Origin of the sequence: Paenibacillus sp. FSL R5-0908, from assembly GCF_038006245.1 — a bacterium.
Classification (GTDB): Bacteria; Bacillota; Bacilli; order Paenibacillales; family Paenibacillaceae; genus Paenibacillus_AQ; species Paenibacillus_AQ odorifer.
This window is the reverse complement of sequence record NZ_JBBOUV010000001.1, coordinates 2,578,316-2,599,345: the sequence shown is the minus strand read 5'-3', so window position 1 is coordinate 2,599,345 and position 21,030 is coordinate 2,578,316. Positions and strand designations below refer to the sequence as shown.

Below are 21,030 nucleotides of genomic sequence, written 5' to 3'. Positions count from 1 at the left end.
CATCTGTTCCTTTACAATTGGAATAGTTTTCTACTATTGTACCCTCAATAGGTTAAATTTCAAACCATCCATTTTTTACACAATAATATATACTTTTATAATAAAAAAAGAGGGTTTCGTCTGCGACGAAACCCTAATGAAGAGAGAGGGGTGAACAAATGGCAGCATTCCAGGGAAATGTCCAGCCAATAAGACTGAAAAATTCCGCACAGCAAGCACTGGGGAAGCACCTGCTGTCCTGTTATCCGCATGAAGCATGTGGAGTCCTGCTGGGTGCTGCCGCAGCGGGTGGCATGCTCATTGATACTTACGTACCCTTGCGCAACGTAGCGCCAGACCCGCTGCACACCTTCACTCCTCACCCTGAAGAGTGGATTAATATACTGTACAACGAACCGACAATTATCGGCCTATTTCATTCCCACCCACATTCAGCACCTATCCCTTCAGTTGCCGATTATAAAGGATTGACAGCACTAGGACCTGAGTTTGCGCTCTATCTTATAGGTTCTCCCAACGCCAAAGACAGCGCCAATCCCATTCTGAACGGATTTTATATTGAGCGTTTGCCTGATGAGTGCGGTAATTTGTCCCGCGGTTTATCCCAAGCCCCGCTTCATGTTCTACTTAAATAAGCATAGAGATCTCCCAAGGTATCCACTTGGCCGCGCTCCGAAATTTCCCGCAGGTAGATCACCCACAGCTGAGCTGTCATCTTTGCGTCTTCCAAGGCATGATGACGGCCATGAATCGGAATTTCATGCACATATAGCAGCTCATCCAGCGAATAATTACTTCGCTGTGGCTCAAGCCATCGCGCTAACATCATCGTGTCCAGCACACGGTGGGTTAGCTGAACTTTAGAGGTTTTCCATAAAGCAGCATTAAGAAAAGCCTTGTCATGTGAGCTTGCATGTGCCACCAGCACATTCTGACCTACAAAGGACATAAAATTATGAAGGCCATCGATTAAGGAGGGAGCGGATTGTGTCATTTCTTCCGTAATCCCAGTCAGCCTTGTAATATCCTCCGGAATAGCCGTCTGACAGTTCACCAGTGTATAAAAGCATTCCTCTTCTTTAATCTGCTCTCCAACAACCTTGACGGCTCCGAAAGACATAATCTCATCCCCATGCTGATGGGAAAAGCCTGTAGTCTCTAGATCAAAGATCACTGTCTCTAATTCAGACAATGGGGTATGCAGCACCTCAGGCCGCCGCTTCTCTCGCATCAAAGATCGAATAAAGGCCATTTGCTGCGCAGTCTGTTGCGCAGTTTCCCCACCTCTCATCGAAGCAATTGCCGAGGGCATTCCACCTTGTCTTAGATTACTCCAGAATCCTCCGCTTTTGTTCGGCTCCCTCATGACCGCCACCTTTCCGCTGAGCGGAGCTGACGCTGCAGCGCCCGATGAAGGCGTCTGACAAGCAGCAGGCTTTCACGCAGCTCAGACAGCAGCTGCTTATTCTTCAATTCACTCTCAGCTACATAATCACTGCTGATTAACAATCCATTCTGAACACTATATGGCGTGTTCACTCGCAACCGCATTGCTAACAAGAAAGCTCTGCGAATATCCTCTAAATGTTGATATTTCCCAAGCCTATCAAGCGCTTCAATCCGCTCTAATGTCGAGCCAGCTCTAATGCCATGTAGTAATGACAACCGTCTAACAATGTTCACTAACGGAATATAGACCCCATACTTCACATCAAATCCGCCTGCATAATCACCAAACCGTTCTGTTAACACCTGTCCCAGTAAATTCAAAGTCGCTTTGTGGCGCACTGTATTGCGAAGAACAGCATTAGACAGCTGCTCATTTTCCGCAAAGCCTTCATAGAAAGCTTCTTGCCACTTCGCTGATAACTCCACGCTTCCTGCCACATGACGCATATCAGAAGAGATAATAAGATACCGGATCGGCTCCCATTCCAACTGATTTCTCCAGCTATCAAGCTGCTCTATCCATTCAGATAATGTCTTACGCCACATGACTTGGGAGCACATTACCTTCCCCGCACATTTCTCATATCCTACTTCTTCAAGCATATCGGATAACAAAGTTCCGAAAAATTCGAAATAGCGATTTTTTTCCCCATCAGGCTCTCCTTCGACTATCAGGCCATTATCCTGATCGCTCCAAAGCGTTGCCTCCTGCCTCCCACTGCTGCCAAACACAATAAAGGAATAAGCACAGGGAGGCGGGCCATAGCCCGCCTCTTTCATCTGCGCCTCACATATGAGTACTGCGGTTTGGGCAATAAGATCATGCATAGTATTCACACGGAACATCCATTCCTCTATAGGAATAACATTCAACTGTTCGAGAAGTACTTTTTGACAGGCAACACGCCTCTCCCTAAGCTCCTCTGACGAACCGGCCAATACGATGGTCCTAAAGCTTTCTTCATTATACTCATCTGTTAACTCCATCGCTGCCACACGGTCCGCCTCCCTGTCCGAGGTGAAATGTTATTGTTTAAGGGTTTTGGATTCCGAATCTGCGATCAATTTCATTTGCTCAGGGTATCCGTAGGTACCATGCTCACTGATATCCAAACCCATCAATTCTTCTTCTTCTGTAACACGAAGTCCGATAGTTACCTTCATTACATACAAGATGATGAAAGAAAGAACGGCTACAAAAACAAATGTTCCAACCACACCAAGCACTTGAACCCCTAGTTGATGGAAACCGCCACCGTAGAACAATCCAGCTTCACCTACCAAGCCGCCTTTAGTAATAAGCTCAGGTACAGCGAACAGCCCCGTTGAAACTGCACCCCACATCCCCGCAATACCATGCACCGAGAAAGCATAGATTGGATCATCAAGCCCTGCACGTTCCAGCCATTGGGAAGTCATGAATGTAAAAGCACCGGCTACAAAACCAATAATGATTGCTGCCCATGGATCAACGAAAGCACACGCTCCTGTGATTGCAACCAATGCAGCCAGAACACCATTCAGCATCGCTGGAATATCAGATTTACCAAAGTATAACCAAGAAGCAATCAATGCTGCCAAACCACCTGCTGCTGCTGCGATGTTCGTTGTTAGGGCTACGTGACCGAAGAAACCGCCCATTGGGGACAAAGCACTACCTGGATTGAATCCGAACCAACCAAACCAGAGGATAATAACACCGAGTACAGTAAATACTTGGTTATGACCTGGAATGATCACGGGTTTACCTTCTTTATTAAACTTACCAAGCCGAGGCTTAAGCAATATGGTTGCTACCACTGCTGCCGTTGCACCTGTAAGATGGACAACCGTGGAACCTGCATAATCTTGCATACCCAGCTCAGCCAACCAGCCACCGCCCCATACCCAGTGAGCTACAACTGGATAAATTACGACGGAGAACAAAATTCCGAAAATGATATACACACTTAGCTTCGCACGTTCTGCCATACCACCAGATACGATAGCCAAGGAAACTGCTGCAAAGGCCATTTGGAATAAGAATTTAACATTTAAAGTAACATCAGAAAATGCAAGTGATTCAAAAGAAGCTGCGGTTGAATCTCCTCCGTACAAGAAGCCTGTAGTACCGAAGAAGCCATTGCCGTTACCGAAACCAAGTCCAAAGCCGATAGCCCAGAAGCAAAGACTTGCGATAGCCAGGGTAAGTACTGTCTTACCTGCTACGTGCCCTGCATTCTTCATCCGAACCGAACCCGCTTCGAGCATTGCAAACCCTGCTTGCATAAAGAATACTAAAATGAATGCCAGGAAGGTAAACGCTGTGTCCAATCCGACTTGTAAGTCAACGTTCGTCGGACCGTCCGCTGCAAAAGCACTTACCGGATAAATCATCAGTGTAATCATGGCCAGTAACATCATCAACCATTTCTTTTTCATTTTTACCCCACTCCCCAATGTTATATTTTCTAACAAAGCGTGAAACTCTTAATGTCATTATAATCAGAAGTCAGGTAAATTGACAAGACTATTTTAGGAATGTTTTTATTTTATTTTATTTGAGCACACGAAATTTTCACAGTACTAATGGACTAGAGGTCCTAAAGGCCTGATTCTAGCTGCATTTTCATTAAAATAACTACGCGTACAATCTCATTTATATTACCTGATAATTGAACGCATCTTTTACCAAAATCACAAAATACATAACATTAAATGTTATGTATTGGGGTAACTTATATTTTTCAACCCCAATCATTCTTCAAATTTGATATTCCTTTGAGTTTGAGTGTATTGTATAGAAACTACAGATCACCGTTCATGAATTAACCCTTCTTTACTGCATATACTTTATGAAAGTATGACGTTTGACTGTATGGTTTCCAGTTTGTTATCATTACAGATAGCATAAGAAACCATCAATTTAGGAGATGACCGCCACTTATCGGCAGTCGTATTCAATTAGTGAGGCGAGATTAAATGGGGATATGATTTTGTATCGAATTGGAGAATTAGCTAAGGCCGCTCACATTAGTGAACGAACTATTGATTATTACACGAAACTGGGATTAATCTCCCCGGAATCTAGAAGCACCAAAAATTATCGGCTATACAGCCATGAAACCTTGGCCGCTTTAGAACGTATTACTCAATTAAAGCATGACAAGTATTCATTGGAAGAAATCAAATCTATGCTAGGCAAATGGAACGAGGCAACACCAGAAACTGACGTCTCTGATAAATTAGTTGAGTTAGAGCAGCAAATGCAGCGGCTAGAACGGGAAGTAAAAGCCCTTGAACCTCTTATTAGCGGTTTGAAGCCAGGACAGGCCAGTCGCGTACTTTCAAATCTGCTCCCTCAGGGATTAGCCTGCATGGAAGCGATCCGGCTATTGCTTACGCAAGGACCGCCAATGTAAATACCATATTTACAATACAGTGGAGGAATGCATCTATGTTTATGTACCTATTAGTAATTATTGCTTTTCTTTTCTCATTGTGGGCACAGTTTAGAGTTAAAGGAACCTTCAGCAAGTGGTCAAAGGTAGCCAATTCGAACGGCCTGACTGGATATGAAGCCGCGAGACGTATGCTCGACGCTAACGGCTTACACGATGTTCCGATTGAACCTGTAAGAGGCACACTCTCAGACCATTATGACCCCATCCACAGAGTTGTACGCTTATCAGAGCCTGTGTATTATGAAAGTTCCATCTCTGCAATTTCTGTCGCTTGTCACGAAGTAGGCCATGCGATTCAGCATAAAGTAAGTTATCCTATGTTGACACTTCGTCACCGGATGTTCCCGGTAGTTAATTTCGCATCAGGCATCGCACCTTTCATGCTGATGGCAGGTTTCATCTTCGGTTACTTTAATCTTATAGGCTTGGGTATCATTTTCTTCTCAGCCGCTGTTGCATTCCAGCTGGTAACGCTGCCTGTAGAATTCAACGCCAGTAACCGGGCTCGTCAGGTCATGGTAGAACAAGGTTTCATCCGCAACGAAGAAGAACGCGGAGTAGCAAAGGTTCTCAACGCCGCTGCATTAACTTACGTTGCCGCTGCTCTAGTATCCTTGCTTGAATTGCTCCGCTTGATCACCGTCTTTTTAGGCAACCGCGACTAACATCGCATACCTCTAAACAACAAAAACCCCGGAAGGCTAAGAGCCGACCGGGGTATTATTTTGCCTAGCTTTAAAGTAGGAGATTAAAAAAGTCCGAAAGGAACGTGCCACCAGCGGTAATTTACTATCTGTACGGTAGATCAAGCCAACCGTTCTTGTCACCGCAGGCTCCACAACCTTCACCTGGGCTGGTTGAAGAGGATTCGTCTGATAGAACGCCATCTCCGGAAGCAGGCTTACACCCATCCCTGCGGCCACCAAACCACGAATGGTATCGGTCTCTCCGCCTTCAAAAGCAATCTGCGGTTGGAATCCCGCCTGCAAGCAAGCTTGCCAAACGATAGGTCTCAACGAATAGCCTTGGCTGAATAGAACAAACTTCTCTTTTTGCAGCTGTTCCAACCGGATTTCAGATTCTCCTGCCAGCCGGTGATTCTGAGGAAGAATCGCAAACAACTCTTCAGTCATTACAATATCCCCCGAGACATGCTCATCATTCTCCGGAAAAGGCGAAATGAAAGTTAAATCCACTTCGCCAGACAATACATCTTTTATCAAAGAAGGGTAAGACCCTTGTTTGAAACGAAATTTGACATGAGGATAATACTTACGAAAATCTGCAACGATAGTCGGGATGAGATGTGTGCCAAGGCTATGCGGGAATCCAATCCGAATCTCACCACGCTCGGGATCCAGAAATTCATGTACCTCATTTACCGAATGCTCCAGCTCCTTAAGGATACTCTCAACCTTCTTGCAAAAGAGCTGCCCAACCGGGGTAAGCTGCAGATTGCGCCCTTTTTGCATGAATAGATCAACCCCAAGCTCTTGCTCCAGCTGATGAATCTGACGGCTTACCGCAGACTGCGCTACATGAAGCTCTTCTGCCGCTCTTGTTACGTGTTCTTTTTGAGCTACCTTTAAAAAATATTGCAGCTGTCTTAGCTCCACTCCATCATCGCCCCTGTCTTAGGCTTTTTTTGAATATACGAATAATTAGCCCATATACGAAAAAGCCAGAAACCAAACCTCCGAGATGTGCAACCCAATTCACATTCGGTGTAGCAAACGACATAATGATCCCGATCATTAGCAATCCGTATAAAGTCTTACGCGAGCCCTCATCCATCATCGCCCGTTGAATAACGGCAATGTATAAAAATGCACCATAAATGGCGTAGATTGCTCCAGAAGCGCCAACCGAAACCGTACCAACCTCTACTACTGAGCGAGCGCTAATCGCAATTGTAAGCAGATTTGCCAGAAATCCACCCGCCACATAGAGCAGCGCATAACGCCACCAGCCCAGCAATCGCTCCAGAGGCGGTGCAAACACCAGGAGAGCGAAGCAATTAAAGAACAGATGGGAAAACCCATTATGTAAAAAAATAGCGGCCAGATAGCGCCACAGTTCCTCTTTGTACGGACTCACATCAACTATAGCACCAAAATCAATAAGCGTTTGAATATTTGTTGATCCTCCGTTAATTACCGTCAGGATAAACATGATCACATTGGCCAATATAAGCAGACAGGTTACCGGATAATACCGGACATAACTTTTCCAATTTTCGTACCGAATAAATATCATAACACCCATCCCTTTACATATATATCTTGTCCGGTTGGACATCTTCCTGCTATTAAGATTATAATTTATTGTGGCAGTAAGAATCCAATATTATAATTCGAGGAGGAAAACAAGGATATGACGCAAGAAAAAACAGGCGTAGCTACTTTTAAAGGCAACCCCATCACTCTCGTAGGACCTAAGCTAACAGCTGGTGATCCTGCACCCGATTTTGTTCTGAGCAAGAATCTTCTGGAAGACGTGTCTCTAAGTGATTATGCCGGTAAAATCAAGCTAATCAGTGTTGTCCCTTCTCTTGATACCGGGGTATGTGACGCACAGACCCGCCGGTTCAACAGTGAAGCCGCAGAGCTTGGTGACGATGTGGTAATTCTCACTGTAAGCACAGACCTGCCGTTTGCCCAAGCTCGCTGGTGTGGTGCTGCCGGCATCGATCGAGTTATTACTCTATCCGATCACAAAGCAACCTCATTCGGTCAAGCCTATGGTGTGCTGATTAAAGAATTCCGCTTAGATATGCGCTCCATCTTTGTTTTGGATAAGAACGACAAGATCGTATATGTTGAATATTTGAGTGAAATGACCGAGCACCCTAACTATGAAGATGCTATTGCTGCTGTGAAGAAGCTGCTCTAATTATTTAATCAGTAGCGGTTATTCCAACAATACTTAATTATCTCTGTTAAAAAAGCGGCAGAAGGTCCATCCTTCTCCCGCTTTTTTTGTAATAGAAAGATTTATCGATAACACACTGAGCAGCTCACCGTTTACGTAAACGCATTCATACTACCCCTAAGCAAGAAGGGTTTGACGGGCCTCTAAAAATCAGTCTGCTTTGTATTTTCCTAATTTTTTGTCCAAAGATGCATACAAGCGTTGAATCACACGGTAATTCGCCCCGAGATCACCAAGTGAACCTCTAGATGCAGAATACATATCTACACCACAACGAACAGGCGTCGTATTAAGCACCGATACCGTAATGTCCAGCGTACGGCCAAATGCCGTTCTTTTCTCAAGAGTAATCTCACCTACAGACTCCACTTCGTGAAGCACCTTAAATCCAGGAACTTTCTTTAAAGTTGATGAAACTTCTTCCCATGCTTTGTCTTTAGTTAGATTGTAATAACGCGTTTTCAATGTCGGATCTTTGGCGCGGTCGCTTGTTCCATCATGACTGCGGAATAAGCCAACCAAGGTTCTTTTTAACGACAAAATTCTTCCCCCTCTACAAATCCCAAGTTCATTATTCTAAGTGTAACACTCTTGTCTCAGGAACAAAAGGGTATAACTCACTTTCCCTTTATTCCAGACATACAAAAAAGCGCCCGCTCCCATTATTCACGGGAAACAGGGCGCCTTGGCTTAAACAAGAGAAAACCCGCTTATGCCGTCCGGCTACAGTGTCTTCTGAACCTGCTAGAGCAGGTGGGTGATCGCAGAAAACGTTTTTGAATTCCCCAAGTCATATAGACAGGGCGGTTCAGCTGCGCTTCGTGTAGATCTCCCAAGACATTATCATTGGTTCAAAACAACGAGTAACCGTAACGTACATCGCAGGATTTGTTATTATTATATTGCGTTTTAACGAAAAAGTAAACCTGTATGCGCTTTATTTTTACACAGGAATTAATTACCTGGAAATATAAACGCTTAATCCAGCATTTTGTTAAATGCGTTTGGTGTCCTTTTCATCAATTTCATCCTCGTAGTCATCATCATCGTCATCGTCGTCATATTCATCCGCCCGATTGTTCAATGCTGCTTCTGCTTCTTCCTGCTCTTTCAGTTTCTTCTTTTCTACTTGCAGCTGTAGCTTATTATAAGTAGCGTAGAAGTTAAAGAAGGCCGCCATTGCAATCAACGTTGGAATACAAATGAAATACAGAGCCGGATATCTAAGACCGATATAAACAAGAACCGCGGCTGCAATCAATGTAGAGAACACACGAATTGGGCGCGCTATAGTCAGCAATATAGAATTGGTCATCACTTGCTTGAAGCCCATTTGGTAATGAACCACAATGGAAAAGAAGTTAAACATGGATACCGACAAAAGTATCATCAGCACCAACATCAAAATACCAACAATTCTAAAGTTAGGCATTTGTGTCATGTAAACTGTTACATCAACGTACATAACAACGAACATCAATGTATAGATAACTCCTCCGAGCATACTTTTTACATAGTTCTCTTTATACCCCTGAAAAAATGTACGAAAAGTTCCTACATCCGTATTCCCCATTACCCACTTACGTACTACAGTAAATAAAGCGGCTGAAGCTGGAAACACCGTAAAGGGCGCTAGAATTCCCATTGCCCAGTTCAATGTAATTTGCTCGTTCGCTCCACCTGCGCCTGTCCCTAACATAATCATCTTTAAAACACCAAAAAACAAAAACGGGGCGGAACATAGTGCCCATAAGATATTACTTCCTGCGATACGTGAAATCCATTCTGTGACGCGGTATAAGCCGCCCATTGCTCCTTTAAACTCCAATTCCCTTCCTCCTCTGTCTCTTACATACTACATATCTTAACTATACCTCATTTGACCTCCTCATTTCCATAGCCCAACTTTCTGAATTATAGACTATCGTCTATACGTAAAGCCTTTATAGTCCATATATTAGGATTGTAACCATAAGAAATACCAAAATCCCCACATTTTAAAGGAGGTTATCTCATGTCTACACCTGTTGGCTTCGGCGGTTGGACCTCTACAGGCACGATCCTCGTATTGTTTATCTTGCTCGTTATCATCACTCGTACATTCGGATACTAATATCACACAAAACAAATTCGCGCCCTACTAAGGACACAACAATTCACCAAACATCCTTATATTTCAGCAAAAAGAAGACGAGAACCGCAATGCGGCATCTCGTCTTCTTTGCTATCTTGACGAAGTATTAATTATCCAAATCTTCACGTTTTGCAGGACGAGTGCTCGTGCTGCTTGGACGAGTGTATGGTTTACGCTCTGCGCTGCGGTTTGCACCACCGTCACGAGCTGGTGCGCCATCACGGTTGCCTTTATAGCCACCGCCATAGCCGCCACTGCCGCTACCGTAGTTGCTGCCACCGCTGCTATAGCCACCACGACTACCGCCACCGTTATTATCACGGTTACCACGGTATCCGCCACCGCTACCGCTGCCACCGGAAGTACCACGGTTTCCGCCATAACCACCATTAGGTTTACGGCCACTGCGGATATCGTTTTTGCCACCACGACGTTTAGCGCGAATTGGATCTTCAGGCGTCAATTCAATTGCGGAATCCTTCTTGTCGCCAGTGAGAAGCTTCATAGCTGCGGACAACAATTGTACGGAATCATATTGCTCAAGCAATTGAATAGAAATTCCTTTGTACTCGTTCAACTCTCCGCTTTCTACCACTTCAAGCAAACGCTCAGCAGTAACGCGTTGTTTACCTTCAATAGCTTCAGCCATTGTTGGCAAAGGTTTACGAGTAATCCGGTGACGAGTAACACGTTCGATCAAATGCAGGTGATCGATTTCGCGTGGAGTAACGAATGACCAAGCCGTACCCTCTTTACCTGCGCGTCCAGTACGACCAATACGGTGTACATAGCTTTCAGGATCTTGTGGCAAGTCAAAGTTAATTACGTGAGTTACGCCGGATACGTCCAGACCACGTGCCGCTACGTCAGTAGCTACCAGCACGTCAATGCTGCCATCACGGAATTTACGCATTACAGCATCACGTTGGTTCTGTGACAAGTCACCATGCAATCCATCAGCAGAATATCCGCGTTTTTGCAAAGCTTCAGCAAGCTCATCAACCCGGCGCTTAGTACGTCCGAATACGATAGCTAATTCAGGTGATTCCATATCAATCAAACGACTAAGAGCTTCAAACTTTTGACGCTCAGGCACTTCCACATAAGCTTGATCAATCAGTGGGGCACTGATTTGTTTCGGAATAACGGAGACATGTTGCGGGTTGTTAAGAAATTGTTGAGCTAGGCGTTGAATGTTTGGTGGCATTGTAGCAGAGAACAACATGGTTTGACGTTCTACAGGAACGAGCTTCAAGATAGTCTGAATATCTTCCATAAAGCCCATATCCAGCATTTCATCTGCTTCATCCAATACAACAGTTTGAACATCATCCAAACGGATCGTTTTACGGTTGATGTGATCGAGCAAACGACCAGGTGTACCAATAATGATTTGTGGTTTCTTTTTCAATCCACGGATTTGACGTCCAATATCCTGTCCGCCATAAATCGCCAACGAGCGAAGACCTTTGAAACGGCTTAGTTTGCCAATTTCTTCTGACACTTGGATGGCCAACTCACGAGTTGGTGCCATAATAAGGGCCAAGATTTTTTCGTCTTCACGGTTAATCTTCGAAATGAGGGGGATACCAAAAGCAGCAGTCTTACCTGTACCAGTCTGAGCTTGACCGATCAGATCCGACCCAGTCAATGCTAATGGGATCGACTGTTCCTGTATCGGTGTTGCCTCCTCAAATCCTAACTCTGTGATTGCTTGTAGCACTTTTGGCTCCAAGCCAAATTCTGCGAATGTTTTCAAATTATTCATGCTCCTTCTATACAGTGGACATTCCACATGCTTGTCTGTATTCTTAAGTAGCGGTAAACACATTTATAGGCTGTCCAATCATGCTCTATTTTCTGCATGATATAGCGCTTTTGGGACGAAAAGCCTCCCTAATCATCAGGTACCTTGTTGTACCTGAGCAACTGTAGCTTTACATCCGATGCAATGCAAAAATACCATTGTAACGTTCTACTCAAGAATATCCTATACATTATATCACAAACACATGTGAGAATACCAGTGGGTTCCTTTCTTTTCATTGCTTTCATGTTTTATTTTTTTAAATATATAGATAAGGGTGGATTTACTTGTTAAGACAGATTTTGAATTGTTTGGTTGTTTTTTTAGGGGCAGCACTGATCGCCAGTGGATTTAATCTATTTTTAATTCCACACCGTTTACTAAGTGGTGGCGTATCTGGACTTTCCATGTTAGTGGGTTATTTCACTCCATTAAACATAAGCCTCTTATACTTGCTTTTTAATATTCCTCTACTGGCTGCAGGCTGGTTCCAGTTAGGCCGGAGATTTATTATTATGAGCATGTTATCCGTTGTGTTTACAACCTGGTTCTTAACGGTGATTCCTGAGCATCTGGTGGCTACAGATATGCTACTGTCCTCTGTATTTGGCGGAGTTCTCGTTGGGATTGGCTGCGGTATCTCCTTCCGTGCAGGAGGTTCTTCCGGAGGTTTTGACATCCTGGGTTCAATTATCACTAAATACCGAGATTTCCCGGTCGGAAATGTAGTCGTAAGTTTAAATGGACTAGTTATCCTGGCGGCCGCTTATCTTGACCAGAACTGGAATTTAGCACTTTCATCAATGGTATCTATATATGTAACAGGTAAAGTGTTGGATATGATTCATATCAGCCACTTAAAGGTAACCGTATATATTGTAACAAACCGTACAGATGAATTACTGCAACATCTAATAGGCCTTCAACGAGGTGTCACAAAGATTAAAACAGAAGGCGCTTATTCTCACGTTGAAAAGGACATGCTAATGACGGTAACAACCCGCTACGAACTTGCAGAGCTGCAACGTATCATCCGCACGACAGATCCTCAAGCTTTTGTAAATATTGTTGAAACAGTGGGTGTTATGGGTTCCTTCCGGAAAGACAAAATGAGGAAATAAAAATTCCTAGTATTGGAAAATGCACCAAACTCAGAATTATGATATATTATACACACGCAGAACCCTAACAATTTCATAAAGATTGAGATTTACCCCTCTTTTTTCCAAAGCACTTCGTTTTCCGATGAACACTGAATCTATTCAGAACTATCGAAAAAGGAAAGGGTGATTTTTGTGGAAATGGAAACGGTAAAACTGTCAGCAATCGTCATGAGGTGGTATCCTGATATGATGCCGTTTCTCAAACAGGACGAATTAAATTCAGTAATCGTTCTGCGAGACGGGCTAAGTATTCTGGAACCTGCAGATGCCATGGATATTATCCATTACAGCATCTGTGAACATCAGAATTCTGCGTATCTTCAATGAGCAAGCCGCAAGAGAAGTCTTGATAGTTGCCGCCTTGGGTTCGGCCCTGTTGCCGATTTAAGGCGGCATTTACTTTTTCCATACCGTTTCGAATCCATACATCTCGTTTATAAACAACAAAGGCGGTTTTTTATTCCCAATCTGAGCTAATATTGTTACAACACTGTTCTTTTTGGGAGCAACCGTTCCTATATAATTTAGGGGAAAGTACATAAAGGGAGAGAAAAACGAATGAACATCACCTGGGCTCTACTGATGATGGCCTTGGGAAGCGTAGGCGTACAACAGAACCAACATGACGCTGAAGTGGCGATCGCTTTGAAGTCCGCCATGAATCCCCCCATCATTGCACAACAAAACAACAATTCGAATGTAGCAACTCCAGCTCCAAGCGCTTCACCTGAAGCAACAAACTCAGAAAGTATGTTACACACCGATCCACAGCCAGATGCACCCAAAGTAAAAGGCATCTATGTTACCGCCTACAGTGCTGGTGGGGAACGAATGGAAAAGCTGCTCACATTGCTTGACCAAACCGAACTTAACTCAATGGTTATAGACATTAAGGACGATGCGGGTTATATCACGTATAAGACCGATAATGCCGACCTTCAGAAACTCGGTAACCCTCAGCCTTTTATTGGAGATATCAGCAAGTTAATGGAACGTTTGAAGAAACATGATGTTTATCCTATCGCCCGGATTGTTGTTTTTAAAGATTCTATTCTTGCCAAGAAGAACCCGCAGATGTCTTTTGTTAATACTGACGGCACTGTATGGAAGAATAAGGGCGGCGACAGCTTTGTTAATCCTTATAATGAAGATGTGTGGAAATACAATGTGGATATCGCCAAGGAAGCTGTTAAGCTCGGCTTCAAAGAAATTCAGTTCGACTATGTTCGTTTTCCGGAAGGATTCGAAAAACGTGCTGAAACCCTTAAATACACTAAAACCAGTGATTCACGCGTAGAAATCGTATCTAATTTTGTTAAATATGCCAAAGCAGAGCTAGCTCCACTTGGTGTCCGTGTGTCCGTAGATATTTTTGGATATGCCGCATCTGCCCCTGCTGAGGGTATTGGCCAGGACTTTGTTAAAATATCCAAGAATGTGGATGTTATCAGTCCAATGGTTTATCCAAGCCACTATTCAACGGGATGGTTTGGTGTGAAGGAGCCCGACTTAGATCCTTATGCTACAATCAAAGGCTCCATGGTTGATACACATAAGAAGCTTGATCCACTGGGCAGCTACAAACCCGTTATTCGGCCTTGGATTCAAGACTTTACAGCAAGTTGGCTCGGAAGTGGTCATTATGTGAAATATGGTAAAAAACAGGTGGAAGATCAAATCCGCGCTTTAAAAGATGAGAACGTGGATGAGTTCCTTCTCTGGAACGCCAACAATCGCTATACAGCCGATGTTGATTACGAAAAACAATGAATACAGCCCTTATTATTTATAGCTGATCTGATATACGTATGCTAAAGACCCGGCGTCTGCCGGGTCTTTTAACGGAAACTTATTGAACTATTTAACCTATTCCTTGAAAAACCATAAAGAATGAGGCACATAATTATGATACAGACCACCTCTTTAAAACAAAAGGCAGGACAATTTTTTCATATTTTATTCCCAATCCTTGTTACACAAATTGCTTTATCCGCGATCACCTTCTTTGATACTAATATGTCCGGTAAATTCGGAACCGTCGATCTGGCAGGAGTTGCGATAGGAACTAGTCTTTGGATTCCAATCCAAACCGGTCTCAGCGGTATTCTTATGGGGATCACACCTATTGTTTCACAGCTCATCGGGAGTAAAAAAGATAAGGATGTTGCCTTTCAAGTCACACAAGGTATTTGGCTATCACTGATTGTTTCTATCATTGTCTTGCTTATCGGCAGCTTCGCCTTGTCACCTATTCTTAATTTTATGAACTTGGAGTCTGGTGTAAGAGATGTCGCTTTCCGCTTCCTCAGTGCTATTTCGTTTGGGATTATCCCCCTATTTGGATATACGGTTCTTCGTAGCTGTATAGACGCATTAGGGCAAACACGCGTATCCATGTGTATTACACTGATAGCTTTGCCTGTAAATGTAGGTTTGAACTATTTGCTCATCTTCGGGAACTTCGGATTCCCTCGTCTCGGGGGTGTTGGTGCAGGGGTAGCTTCAGCCATTACCTATTGGGTTATATTTGCCGTTGCTCTACTGTTCATATATCGTTCTCAGGCCTTTGTAAATCTCAGATTATTCCGTAATTTCTACTTCATATCGTTAAACAGCATTAAAGATTTGCTTAAAATCGGAGTACCCATCGGTTTCTCGATTTTTTTTGAAACAGCTGTCTTTTCCGCTGTAACCTTGTTAATGAGCAGGTTTGACACTGTAACAATTGCCGCTCATCAGGCAGCAATCAATTTTGCAACAACACTCTATATGATTCCGCTCAGTATTTGCATCAGTCTTACCATTCTCGTTGGCTTCGAGACCGGATCTGGCAGACAAAAGGATGCACGCCAGTATGCCATAATGGGTATCGGACTGGCGGCAATCCTTTCGCTGGCCACAGCTTTATTACTCTTGTTTGCCGGAAATCATGTAGCTGGTCTATATTCAGATGAACCCGATGTCATCTCGTTAATTCAGCATTTCCTGATCTATGCAATCTTTTTCCAAATCTCAGATGCGATTGCTACACCTACTCAAGGGGCGCTTCGCGGATATAAGGATGTTAACCCAGCCTTTATCATTTGTTTTATTGCCTATTGGGTAATTGGCTTACCTACAGGTTATGTACTTGCAACTTATACAGATCTGGGAGCATTCGGCTACTGGATTGGTCTTATCACCGGTCTTGCCATCGGTGCGACCCTGCTATTGTCTCGGCTTATCAAAGTTCAACGTCGTTATGCCGCACAATACACACAGGAACAGCCACAGAGTTAACGATCCATATTACACAAAAAAGGAACAGTGCGAATCTCGCAGCTGTTCCTTTTTATATATAGGGTCGCTAATTATTGGGAAAGACGGGAAGCCAGCTCGTACAGCTCCAGGTCAAAGCCCTTTTTCGTATTTACAACGAGATCAATATCCGTAAGGGTTAATTCACCTTTGATGATACCACAAGCCTTGTCGGATTCACCCTCGATTAGCTTACGTACGGCAAAATCGCCAAGACGGCTAGCCAGATTCCGGTCTCCAGGAGTTGGTGTTCCACCCCGTTGGATATGTCCGAGTACAGTAACACGTGCATCCAGAGAAGCATGACGGTCTTTCAGAGCTTGAGCCACATCTTCACCTTTGCCAACGCCCTCGGCAACAATTACGATACTGTGACGTTTACCTCTGATAAAGTTATCGCGCATCCGGTCAGCAACTTCATTCAAATCATAAGGCATTTCCGGCACAAGAATTGTTTCTGCTCCGGAAGCCAGTCCAGCATGCAGCGCGATATCGCCACAGTGGCGTCCCATAACCTCTACAATCGAAGAACGTTCATGGGAGGACATAGTGTCACGTAACTTGTTAATAGCGTCTACAACAACGCCAACCGCTGTATCAAACCCGATAGTGTAGTCTGTGAAGGAGATATCGTTATCAATCGTACCTGGCAAAGCCATAGTCTTGATACCGAGTTTACTTAATTTGTTAGCTCCTTTATAAGAACCATCTCCACCGATAACTACTAGACCATCGATACCCAGTTCATTAAGGATATCCGCGCCTTTTTGTTGTCCTTCCGGTTTCGTGAACTCCAGACATCTTGCAGACTGCAGAACAGTACCGCCACGTTGAATAATATCTCCTACACTGCGAAGATCCATTGGGAAGATATCGCGATTCAGCAGACCTTGATAACCACGTTGCACCCCAAATACCTCAATACCGAAATAAAGTGCGCTTCTTACAACCGCACGAACAGCGGCGTTCATCCCCTGTGAATCTCCACCACTAGTCAATACTGCGATTTTTTGAATTTTAGACATTCTGTTGTTCCTCCTTAAAATTGTGCGAAGCCTGATACTTCTTATAAAAATAACTTCGCGACATGGTTACAAAAAGCGTTTGCGTATCCAACGGCTGTTAGCGAAGAAGAACAGTCTTGTAAGCGGACTGCCTTTCATCAGGCTTTTAGATACAGAGCGAACTTCCCGCTGTTCGCTAACTTTCGGATCAGATAAATAAAGTGCCAGCAATCCCTCAATCACCATACGATGCATCGAAGACTCTGGAAGATTACGAACATCCTTACGGGCCCACTCAACCATTGCAGCGATCCGACTCAGCATGGTATCCGTGTCATCATAATAATTGCAGAAATTAAGATCACCGCCTGCTCGGTCCTCTTCCTGATCAATCAGATAATCCAGCATAATATGCAGACCACATACATGCGGAAAATACGCGGCTCGAATCGAAGCCGCAGAAGCTTGGTTCAGCTTCGGATCACATGCGGATAGAAATAACATAAATACACCTAGCGTTGATCCCGTTGCAGCCGAAAACTCATTCCATTGCAGATGTGGCGCTCGACTGCCCTGTTCCTCCCACCACTCCTTCAGGGCTGTTTCCCTGAGTTCCGGGCGGATGTGCTTATACACTTGTAAATCTGTATAGAGCACAGCCAATTCTCGAATCTCCGCTGCAGCAGCGGAATAACCTGGCAACAAAGAAATCATTTCTTGGCATTTACGAACCAGCCTGTACAAATATCCGCCGTCATTCTGTTCACTTCGAAGCGCATAATAATTACCTGGCTCAGCATTTGGATCAATAGCATCCAGCATAGATTGATGCAGCAGCCTGAAATCTGCAGGATCAAGCGAAGTACTGCGATCACATAAGTTGTCCAGATAATCACTGATAGTTTGATAAGCAACAATTAGCGGAATCAGTATATGTTTCATCGATAAATTGCCGGCGGCATAAATACCACCGCCTATGCAATGAAACTCTTTAGTTTCAATGCTGGCAAGTGCTTGCTTCCGGAGCTCGGGATCGGGAATCCCGTTCGCATCTTGGCGCCAGAAATGGAGACATTCTCTCACTTCCGGCAGCACGTACTTATAGACCCTGTTCATAAGTCCCAGTGGACCACGCGGGCTAAGGTAACGGCCTTGCTCTAATTCACTCAATGACAGTGCCTCCACATTGTTGTCTCCTTATCCAAATCACCACTTATTATAATATGATCAGGCGTATTTGTACAAACAACAAAATCACTTTCGTAAAATCATGAAAGATTCAGAAATACAGCAGTTTTTAAAAACATCTCCCCATTGCTTTATGCTATACTAGGCATATTTCAATTTCGGAGGAGTGCAATCCATGTTTTCAAAACGGACCGGCAGCCTTTACAGTGATCAAAACTGGCTGCGTTCCTTTCTCTTTACCATATATGGTACCAGCGTCCTTGTAGTTTCCTACTTTCCTTTATTCTACACACATTTAGGGTTTAGCAGTTCTCAGATAGGCTACTTGTATTCCCTCGGTCCCCTTATCTCCATCCTATCCAATCTATTCTGGAGTATGATAAGCGATAAGTTAGGCACCGTTCGAAAGATCATGTTCATACTACTTGCGGGTCAATTAGTAACTGGTCTTCTATTAGCGAGAGCGACCGAATTTTCATCTGTCATGCTTATTTTGTCCTTCTTCTACTTCTTCTATTACCCAGTTTTTCCGCTTGCCGATACAATGGCTATCAAAGTTGCCGAAAGACACGGACGTAACTTCATTACCATTCGCGTTTTTGGCTCCTTAGGCTATTCTTTCTTTGCTCTAACCGTTGGCTATGCATTAAGAGCATTGGGTTCTACTTGGAGCTTGACTCTATGTATCATTATCATTATTGCTGCACTTTTAATTACCCTAGGTCTTAAGGATGTTAAAAGACCTGCTGTTATAGAAACAACGAATCAAGATAAGGACACAGCTGAAGCTGATAATAGCAAAAATGGACTTAAAGATATATTGTTGCAAAAAGAGGTGCTGTGGTTCTTCGGCTGTGTGTTTGTACTCGCGTTAGGCCATAGAATGAACGAAGCCTTTCTGACGATCAGTCTAAAACAACTAGGCGCTGGCGAGGAAATCATTGGCTGGGCATTGCTCGCGTCAGCTCTTAGTGAAATCCCTGTATTATTTATCCTCAGCAGATACGGCGACAAATTCAAAGAATTGCCCTTGCTGGCCTTGGGGAGTCTGATGTATGCTCTGCGTTTTCTTTTGATGTCCCTGGCGGATCATCCAGGCTCAATGATTGCCATTCAAGCCATGCACAGTATATCATTTGGTGTTTTTTATGTAACATCTGTCCGTTATATCACCCGGATTATCCCGGATCGCCTGCGGGCCACAGGTCTTGCCATTTTCACCGTTGTTTGGTCAAGTGCCTCTGGGCTGCTCAGCGGTACCTTTGGCGGCATTATTTATCAAGAGGCGGGGCGTTATATTTTTTATATAGTGGCTACGGGTTTCAGCTTACTTGCTTTTGCAGGGTTTCTGGGACAGCATTTATTGAAATCCAACCTGGAGCCGATCAATTATTTCAGAAAAAAGAACAAAAAAGCCTCCCTATAATTAGGTTGGTATTATTCCATAATACAAAAAGGTCGTTGTACTCCCCTTCACGGGAGTGCAACGACCTTTTTCATTTAGGATAACATCTATTGTGGGCGTAAAAAAACACAGTTCCCGAAAGAACTGTGTTCTGTAAGTTGGTAACCACTCTTGCAAGGGCTTGCCAAGTAAATTATATATTTGTAGCAGACAGCTTAACTGTCCTGCTGTTTCTTATAATTTTACTACGTTTTCAGCTTGCGGTCCGCGACTACCATCAGTGATGTCGAATTCTACTTCTTGACCTTCGTCCAAAGTCTTGAATCCTTCACCTTGAATTGCTGAGAAGTGTACGAATACATCTTCGCCGCCTTCTACTTGAAGAAAACCATAACCTTTTTCTGCGTTAAACCATTTTACTGTACCTTTCAATTGAACAACCTCCTAAAAATAACCGCCATATATGGCGTATAACTATAGTATACTGCAATCTTCTGATCAAATCAATCAAACCCAACCCTTAATATATGATTTAATTTGCTTTTCACTTCTCCAGTGCGTTATCATTGAGCCAAAAGCCAAAAATCGCCAGGGTGGTAATGATAATGATCAAAAAACATGAAATATACAAAACAGACAAATGGAATATGATGACGGTAGAAGTTCAAGGCCGCTACATTGTACTCCGCGAAATTTCCGATCAATGGGGAGAAGAAACACATACCTTCCTGAGTCGTCCAGCGATGATGCAATGGGTGAATAACCGCTTCAACAAAGAATCTTATAAAGACAATGAAGAAGAGTACAAAAACATCATTGCAGCTTTCAAACAGGTATAACAGGAAATGAATAACGAAAATCTCACGATTTATGTTGTCCTAGTCCTCTGTCTAGGCGCAGTATTAATTATGACCAAGGATCGTGTCCCGCCAAAATTAAAGCGGGGCATGGCCATGGCTGCGGTCGTAATGATTCTGTTTGCTTTCATCTTTGTTATTTATAGCTTGTTGGCATAACTACCATATAAAGAAGACTAAATATTAATAATCAGGACTTAGCAGGGCATAATAAGCTGACTCTACTTTTCAAAGAGGAGGACGTCATGCCTATTACACTCAAGTCCATCCCTCTTCTACTTGTGCTCAGCTTGCTACCGGGTGAAATATCATCCACAGTATTGCCGAGGGAGATTATGCCTACTACATCTCA

23 protein-coding genes and 1 other RNA gene are annotated in these 21,030 nt (G+C 43.7%); 12 read left to right on the top strand and 12 right to left on the bottom strand.

Annotated features, from left to right (window positions below; all coding sequences use genetic code 11):
* Window positions 1-158 precede the first annotated feature (158 nt).
* Window positions 159-635 (top strand): Mov34/MPN/PAD-1 family protein, encoded by a 477-nt coding sequence (locus MKZ09_RS11315; RefSeq protein WP_076203259.1) that lies wholly within the window; start codon window positions 159-161, stop codon window positions 633-635.
* On the opposite strand, the gene MKZ09_RS11310 is transcribed toward MKZ09_RS11315, so the two are convergent.
* From MKZ09_RS11310 to MKZ09_RS11300, 3 genes are read right to left on the bottom strand one after another with little or no spacing between them, the layout of a single operon-like run.
* Window positions 617-1,366 carry an exonuclease domain-containing protein gene (locus MKZ09_RS11310; RefSeq protein ID WP_076133631.1) on the bottom strand — a complete coding sequence of 250 codons (750 nt, stop codon included), beginning with the start codon at window positions 1,364-1,366 and terminating at the stop codon, window positions 617-619. The genes MKZ09_RS11315 and MKZ09_RS11310 overlap by 19 nt on opposite strands.
* Window positions 1,363-2,436 carry a DUF294 nucleotidyltransferase-like domain-containing protein gene (locus MKZ09_RS11305; RefSeq protein WP_076203312.1) on the bottom strand — a complete coding sequence of 358 codons (1,074 nt, stop codon included), beginning with the start codon at window positions 2,434-2,436 and terminating at the stop codon, window positions 1,363-1,365. Before MKZ09_RS11305 ends, MKZ09_RS11310 begins: the two co-directional genes overlap by 4 nt.
* Window positions 2,437-2,475: 39 nt before the next feature.
* Entirely contained in the window at window positions 2,476-3,870 is a 1,395-nt protein-coding gene (locus tag MKZ09_RS11300) for an ammonium transporter (protein ID WP_036689307.1), read from the bottom strand.
* Window positions 3,871-4,418: 548 nt separating this feature from the next.
* On the opposite strand from MKZ09_RS11300, the gene MKZ09_RS11295 reads away from it, so the two are divergent.
* Together MKZ09_RS11295 and MKZ09_RS11290 are read left to right on the top strand one after the other, a co-directional pair.
* Window positions 4,419-4,850, top strand: coding sequence for a MerR family transcriptional regulator (locus tag MKZ09_RS11295; RefSeq protein ID WP_036689305.1), 432 nt, complete (start codon window positions 4,419-4,421; stop codon window positions 4,848-4,850).
* A 35-nt stretch (window positions 4,851-4,885) separates the two neighbouring features.
* A complete protein-coding gene (locus MKZ09_RS11290; RefSeq protein WP_076125126.1) occupies window positions 4,886-5,557 on the top strand; it encodes a zinc metallopeptidase in 672 nt (223 codons plus the stop codon).
* A gap of 36 nt (window positions 5,558-5,593) precedes the next feature.
* On the opposite strand, the gene MKZ09_RS11285 is transcribed toward MKZ09_RS11290, so the two are convergent.
* Window positions 5,594-6,508, bottom strand: a complete 915-nt coding sequence (locus MKZ09_RS11285) for a LysR family transcriptional regulator (protein ID WP_076125124.1) — start codon at window positions 6,506-6,508, stop codon at window positions 5,594-5,596.
* A gap of 4 nt (window positions 6,509-6,512) precedes the next feature.
* Window positions 6,513-7,148: a rhomboid family intramembrane serine protease gene (locus MKZ09_RS11280; protein ID WP_076125160.1), complete on the bottom strand. Its 636-nt coding sequence runs from the start codon at window positions 7,146-7,148 to the stop codon at window positions 6,513-6,515.
* Window positions 7,149-7,265: 117 nt separating this feature from the next.
* On the opposite strand from MKZ09_RS11280, the gene tpx reads away from it, so the two are divergent.
* Window positions 7,266-7,784, top strand: coding sequence for a thiol peroxidase (gene tpx / locus MKZ09_RS11275; protein WP_076125122.1), 519 nt, complete (start codon window positions 7,266-7,268; stop codon window positions 7,782-7,784).
* A gap of 189 nt (window positions 7,785-7,973) precedes the next feature.
* Here tpx and MKZ09_RS11270 read toward each other — a convergent pair whose 3' ends face one another.
* The 3 genes from MKZ09_RS11270 to MKZ09_RS11260 all read right to left on the bottom strand — a co-directional run bounded on the left by MKZ09_RS11270 (window position 7,974) and on the right by MKZ09_RS11260 (window position 9,651).
* Window positions 7,974-8,363: a DUF1499 domain-containing protein gene (locus tag MKZ09_RS11270; RefSeq protein ID WP_036689295.1), complete on the bottom strand. Its 390-nt coding sequence runs from the start codon at window positions 8,361-8,363 to the stop codon at window positions 7,974-7,976.
* Between the two features lie 159 nt (window positions 8,364-8,522).
* Window positions 8,523-8,714, bottom strand: a non-coding RNA gene (gene ssrS / locus MKZ09_RS11265) — 6S RNA.
* A 103-nt stretch (window positions 8,715-8,817) separates the two neighbouring features.
* Window positions 8,818-9,651: a YesL family protein gene (locus MKZ09_RS11260; protein WP_076133633.1), complete on the bottom strand. Its 834-nt coding sequence runs from the start codon at window positions 9,649-9,651 to the stop codon at window positions 8,818-8,820.
* Window positions 9,652-9,837: 186 nt separating this feature from the next.
* Here MKZ09_RS11260 and MKZ09_RS11255 point away from each other — a divergent pair, with 186 nt between their 5' ends.
* The gene (locus MKZ09_RS11255; protein WP_036689290.1) at window positions 9,838-9,936 is read left to right on the top strand and encodes a hypothetical protein; all 99 of its coding nucleotides are present in this window, start codon (window positions 9,838-9,840) and stop codon (window positions 9,934-9,936) included.
* Between the two features lie 127 nt (window positions 9,937-10,063).
* On the opposite strand, the gene MKZ09_RS11250 is transcribed toward MKZ09_RS11255, so the two are convergent.
* Window positions 10,064-11,716 (bottom strand): DEAD/DEAH box helicase, encoded by a 1,653-nt coding sequence (locus MKZ09_RS11250; RefSeq protein ID WP_076203254.1) that lies wholly within the window; start codon window positions 11,714-11,716, stop codon window positions 10,064-10,066.
* 335 nt (window positions 11,717-12,051) lie between these two features.
* Here MKZ09_RS11250 and MKZ09_RS11245 point away from each other — a divergent pair, with 335 nt between their 5' ends.
* The 4 genes from MKZ09_RS11245 to MKZ09_RS11230 all read left to right on the top strand — a co-directional run bounded on the left by MKZ09_RS11245 (window position 12,052) and on the right by MKZ09_RS11230 (window position 16,206).
* Window positions 12,052-12,885 (top strand): YitT family protein, encoded by an 834-nt coding sequence (locus MKZ09_RS11245; protein ID WP_036689285.1) that lies wholly within the window; start codon window positions 12,052-12,054, stop codon window positions 12,883-12,885.
* Between the two features lie 180 nt (window positions 12,886-13,065).
* The gene (locus MKZ09_RS11240; protein ID WP_036689649.1) at window positions 13,066-13,254 is read left to right on the top strand and encodes a hypothetical protein; all 189 of its coding nucleotides are present in this window, start codon (window positions 13,066-13,068) and stop codon (window positions 13,252-13,254) included.
* 231 nt (window positions 13,255-13,485) lie between these two features.
* Entirely contained in the window at window positions 13,486-14,697 is a 1,212-nt protein-coding gene (locus tag MKZ09_RS11235; protein WP_076133634.1) for a putative glycoside hydrolase, read from the top strand.
* A 135-nt stretch (window positions 14,698-14,832) separates the two neighbouring features.
* Window positions 14,833-16,206 (top strand): MATE family efflux transporter, encoded by a 1,374-nt coding sequence (locus tag MKZ09_RS11230; protein WP_076133635.1) that lies wholly within the window; start codon window positions 14,833-14,835, stop codon window positions 16,204-16,206.
* 71 nt (window positions 16,207-16,277) lie between these two features.
* Here MKZ09_RS11230 and pfkA read toward each other — a convergent pair whose 3' ends face one another.
* Together pfkA and MKZ09_RS11220 are read right to left on the bottom strand one after the other, a co-directional pair.
* On the bottom strand, window positions 16,278-17,249 hold the full coding sequence (pfkA, locus tag MKZ09_RS11225; RefSeq protein ID WP_036689277.1) for a 6-phosphofructokinase: 972 nt from the start codon (window positions 17,247-17,249) through the stop codon (window positions 16,278-16,280).
* A gap of 66 nt (window positions 17,250-17,315) precedes the next feature.
* Window positions 17,316-18,398, bottom strand: coding sequence for a tetraprenyl-beta-curcumene synthase family protein (locus MKZ09_RS11220; protein ID WP_036689648.1), 1,083 nt, complete (start codon window positions 18,396-18,398; stop codon window positions 17,316-17,318).
* A gap of 193 nt (window positions 18,399-18,591) precedes the next feature.
* On the opposite strand from MKZ09_RS11220, the gene MKZ09_RS11215 reads away from it, so the two are divergent.
* Complete coding sequence (locus tag MKZ09_RS11215) at window positions 18,592-19,842, top strand: MFS transporter (RefSeq protein WP_076133636.1); 1,251 nt, start codon at window positions 18,592-18,594, stop codon at window positions 19,840-19,842.
* Window positions 19,843-20,055: 213 nt separating this feature from the next.
* On the opposite strand, the gene MKZ09_RS11210 is transcribed toward MKZ09_RS11215, so the two are convergent.
* Window positions 20,056-20,253 carry a cold shock domain-containing protein gene (locus tag MKZ09_RS11210; RefSeq protein WP_036689272.1) on the bottom strand — a complete coding sequence of 66 codons (198 nt, stop codon included), beginning with the start codon at window positions 20,251-20,253 and terminating at the stop codon, window positions 20,056-20,058.
* A gap of 173 nt (window positions 20,254-20,426) precedes the next feature.
* Between MKZ09_RS11210 and MKZ09_RS11205 the strand changes: the two genes are divergently transcribed.
* Window positions 20,427-20,660, top strand: a complete 234-nt coding sequence (locus MKZ09_RS11205) for a hypothetical protein (RefSeq protein WP_036689271.1) — start codon at window positions 20,427-20,429, stop codon at window positions 20,658-20,660.
* A 6-nt stretch (window positions 20,661-20,666) separates the two neighbouring features.
* Complete coding sequence (locus MKZ09_RS11200) at window positions 20,667-20,837, top strand: hypothetical protein (protein WP_036689267.1); 171 nt, start codon at window positions 20,667-20,669, stop codon at window positions 20,835-20,837.
* Window positions 20,838-21,030: the final 193 nt, after the last annotated feature.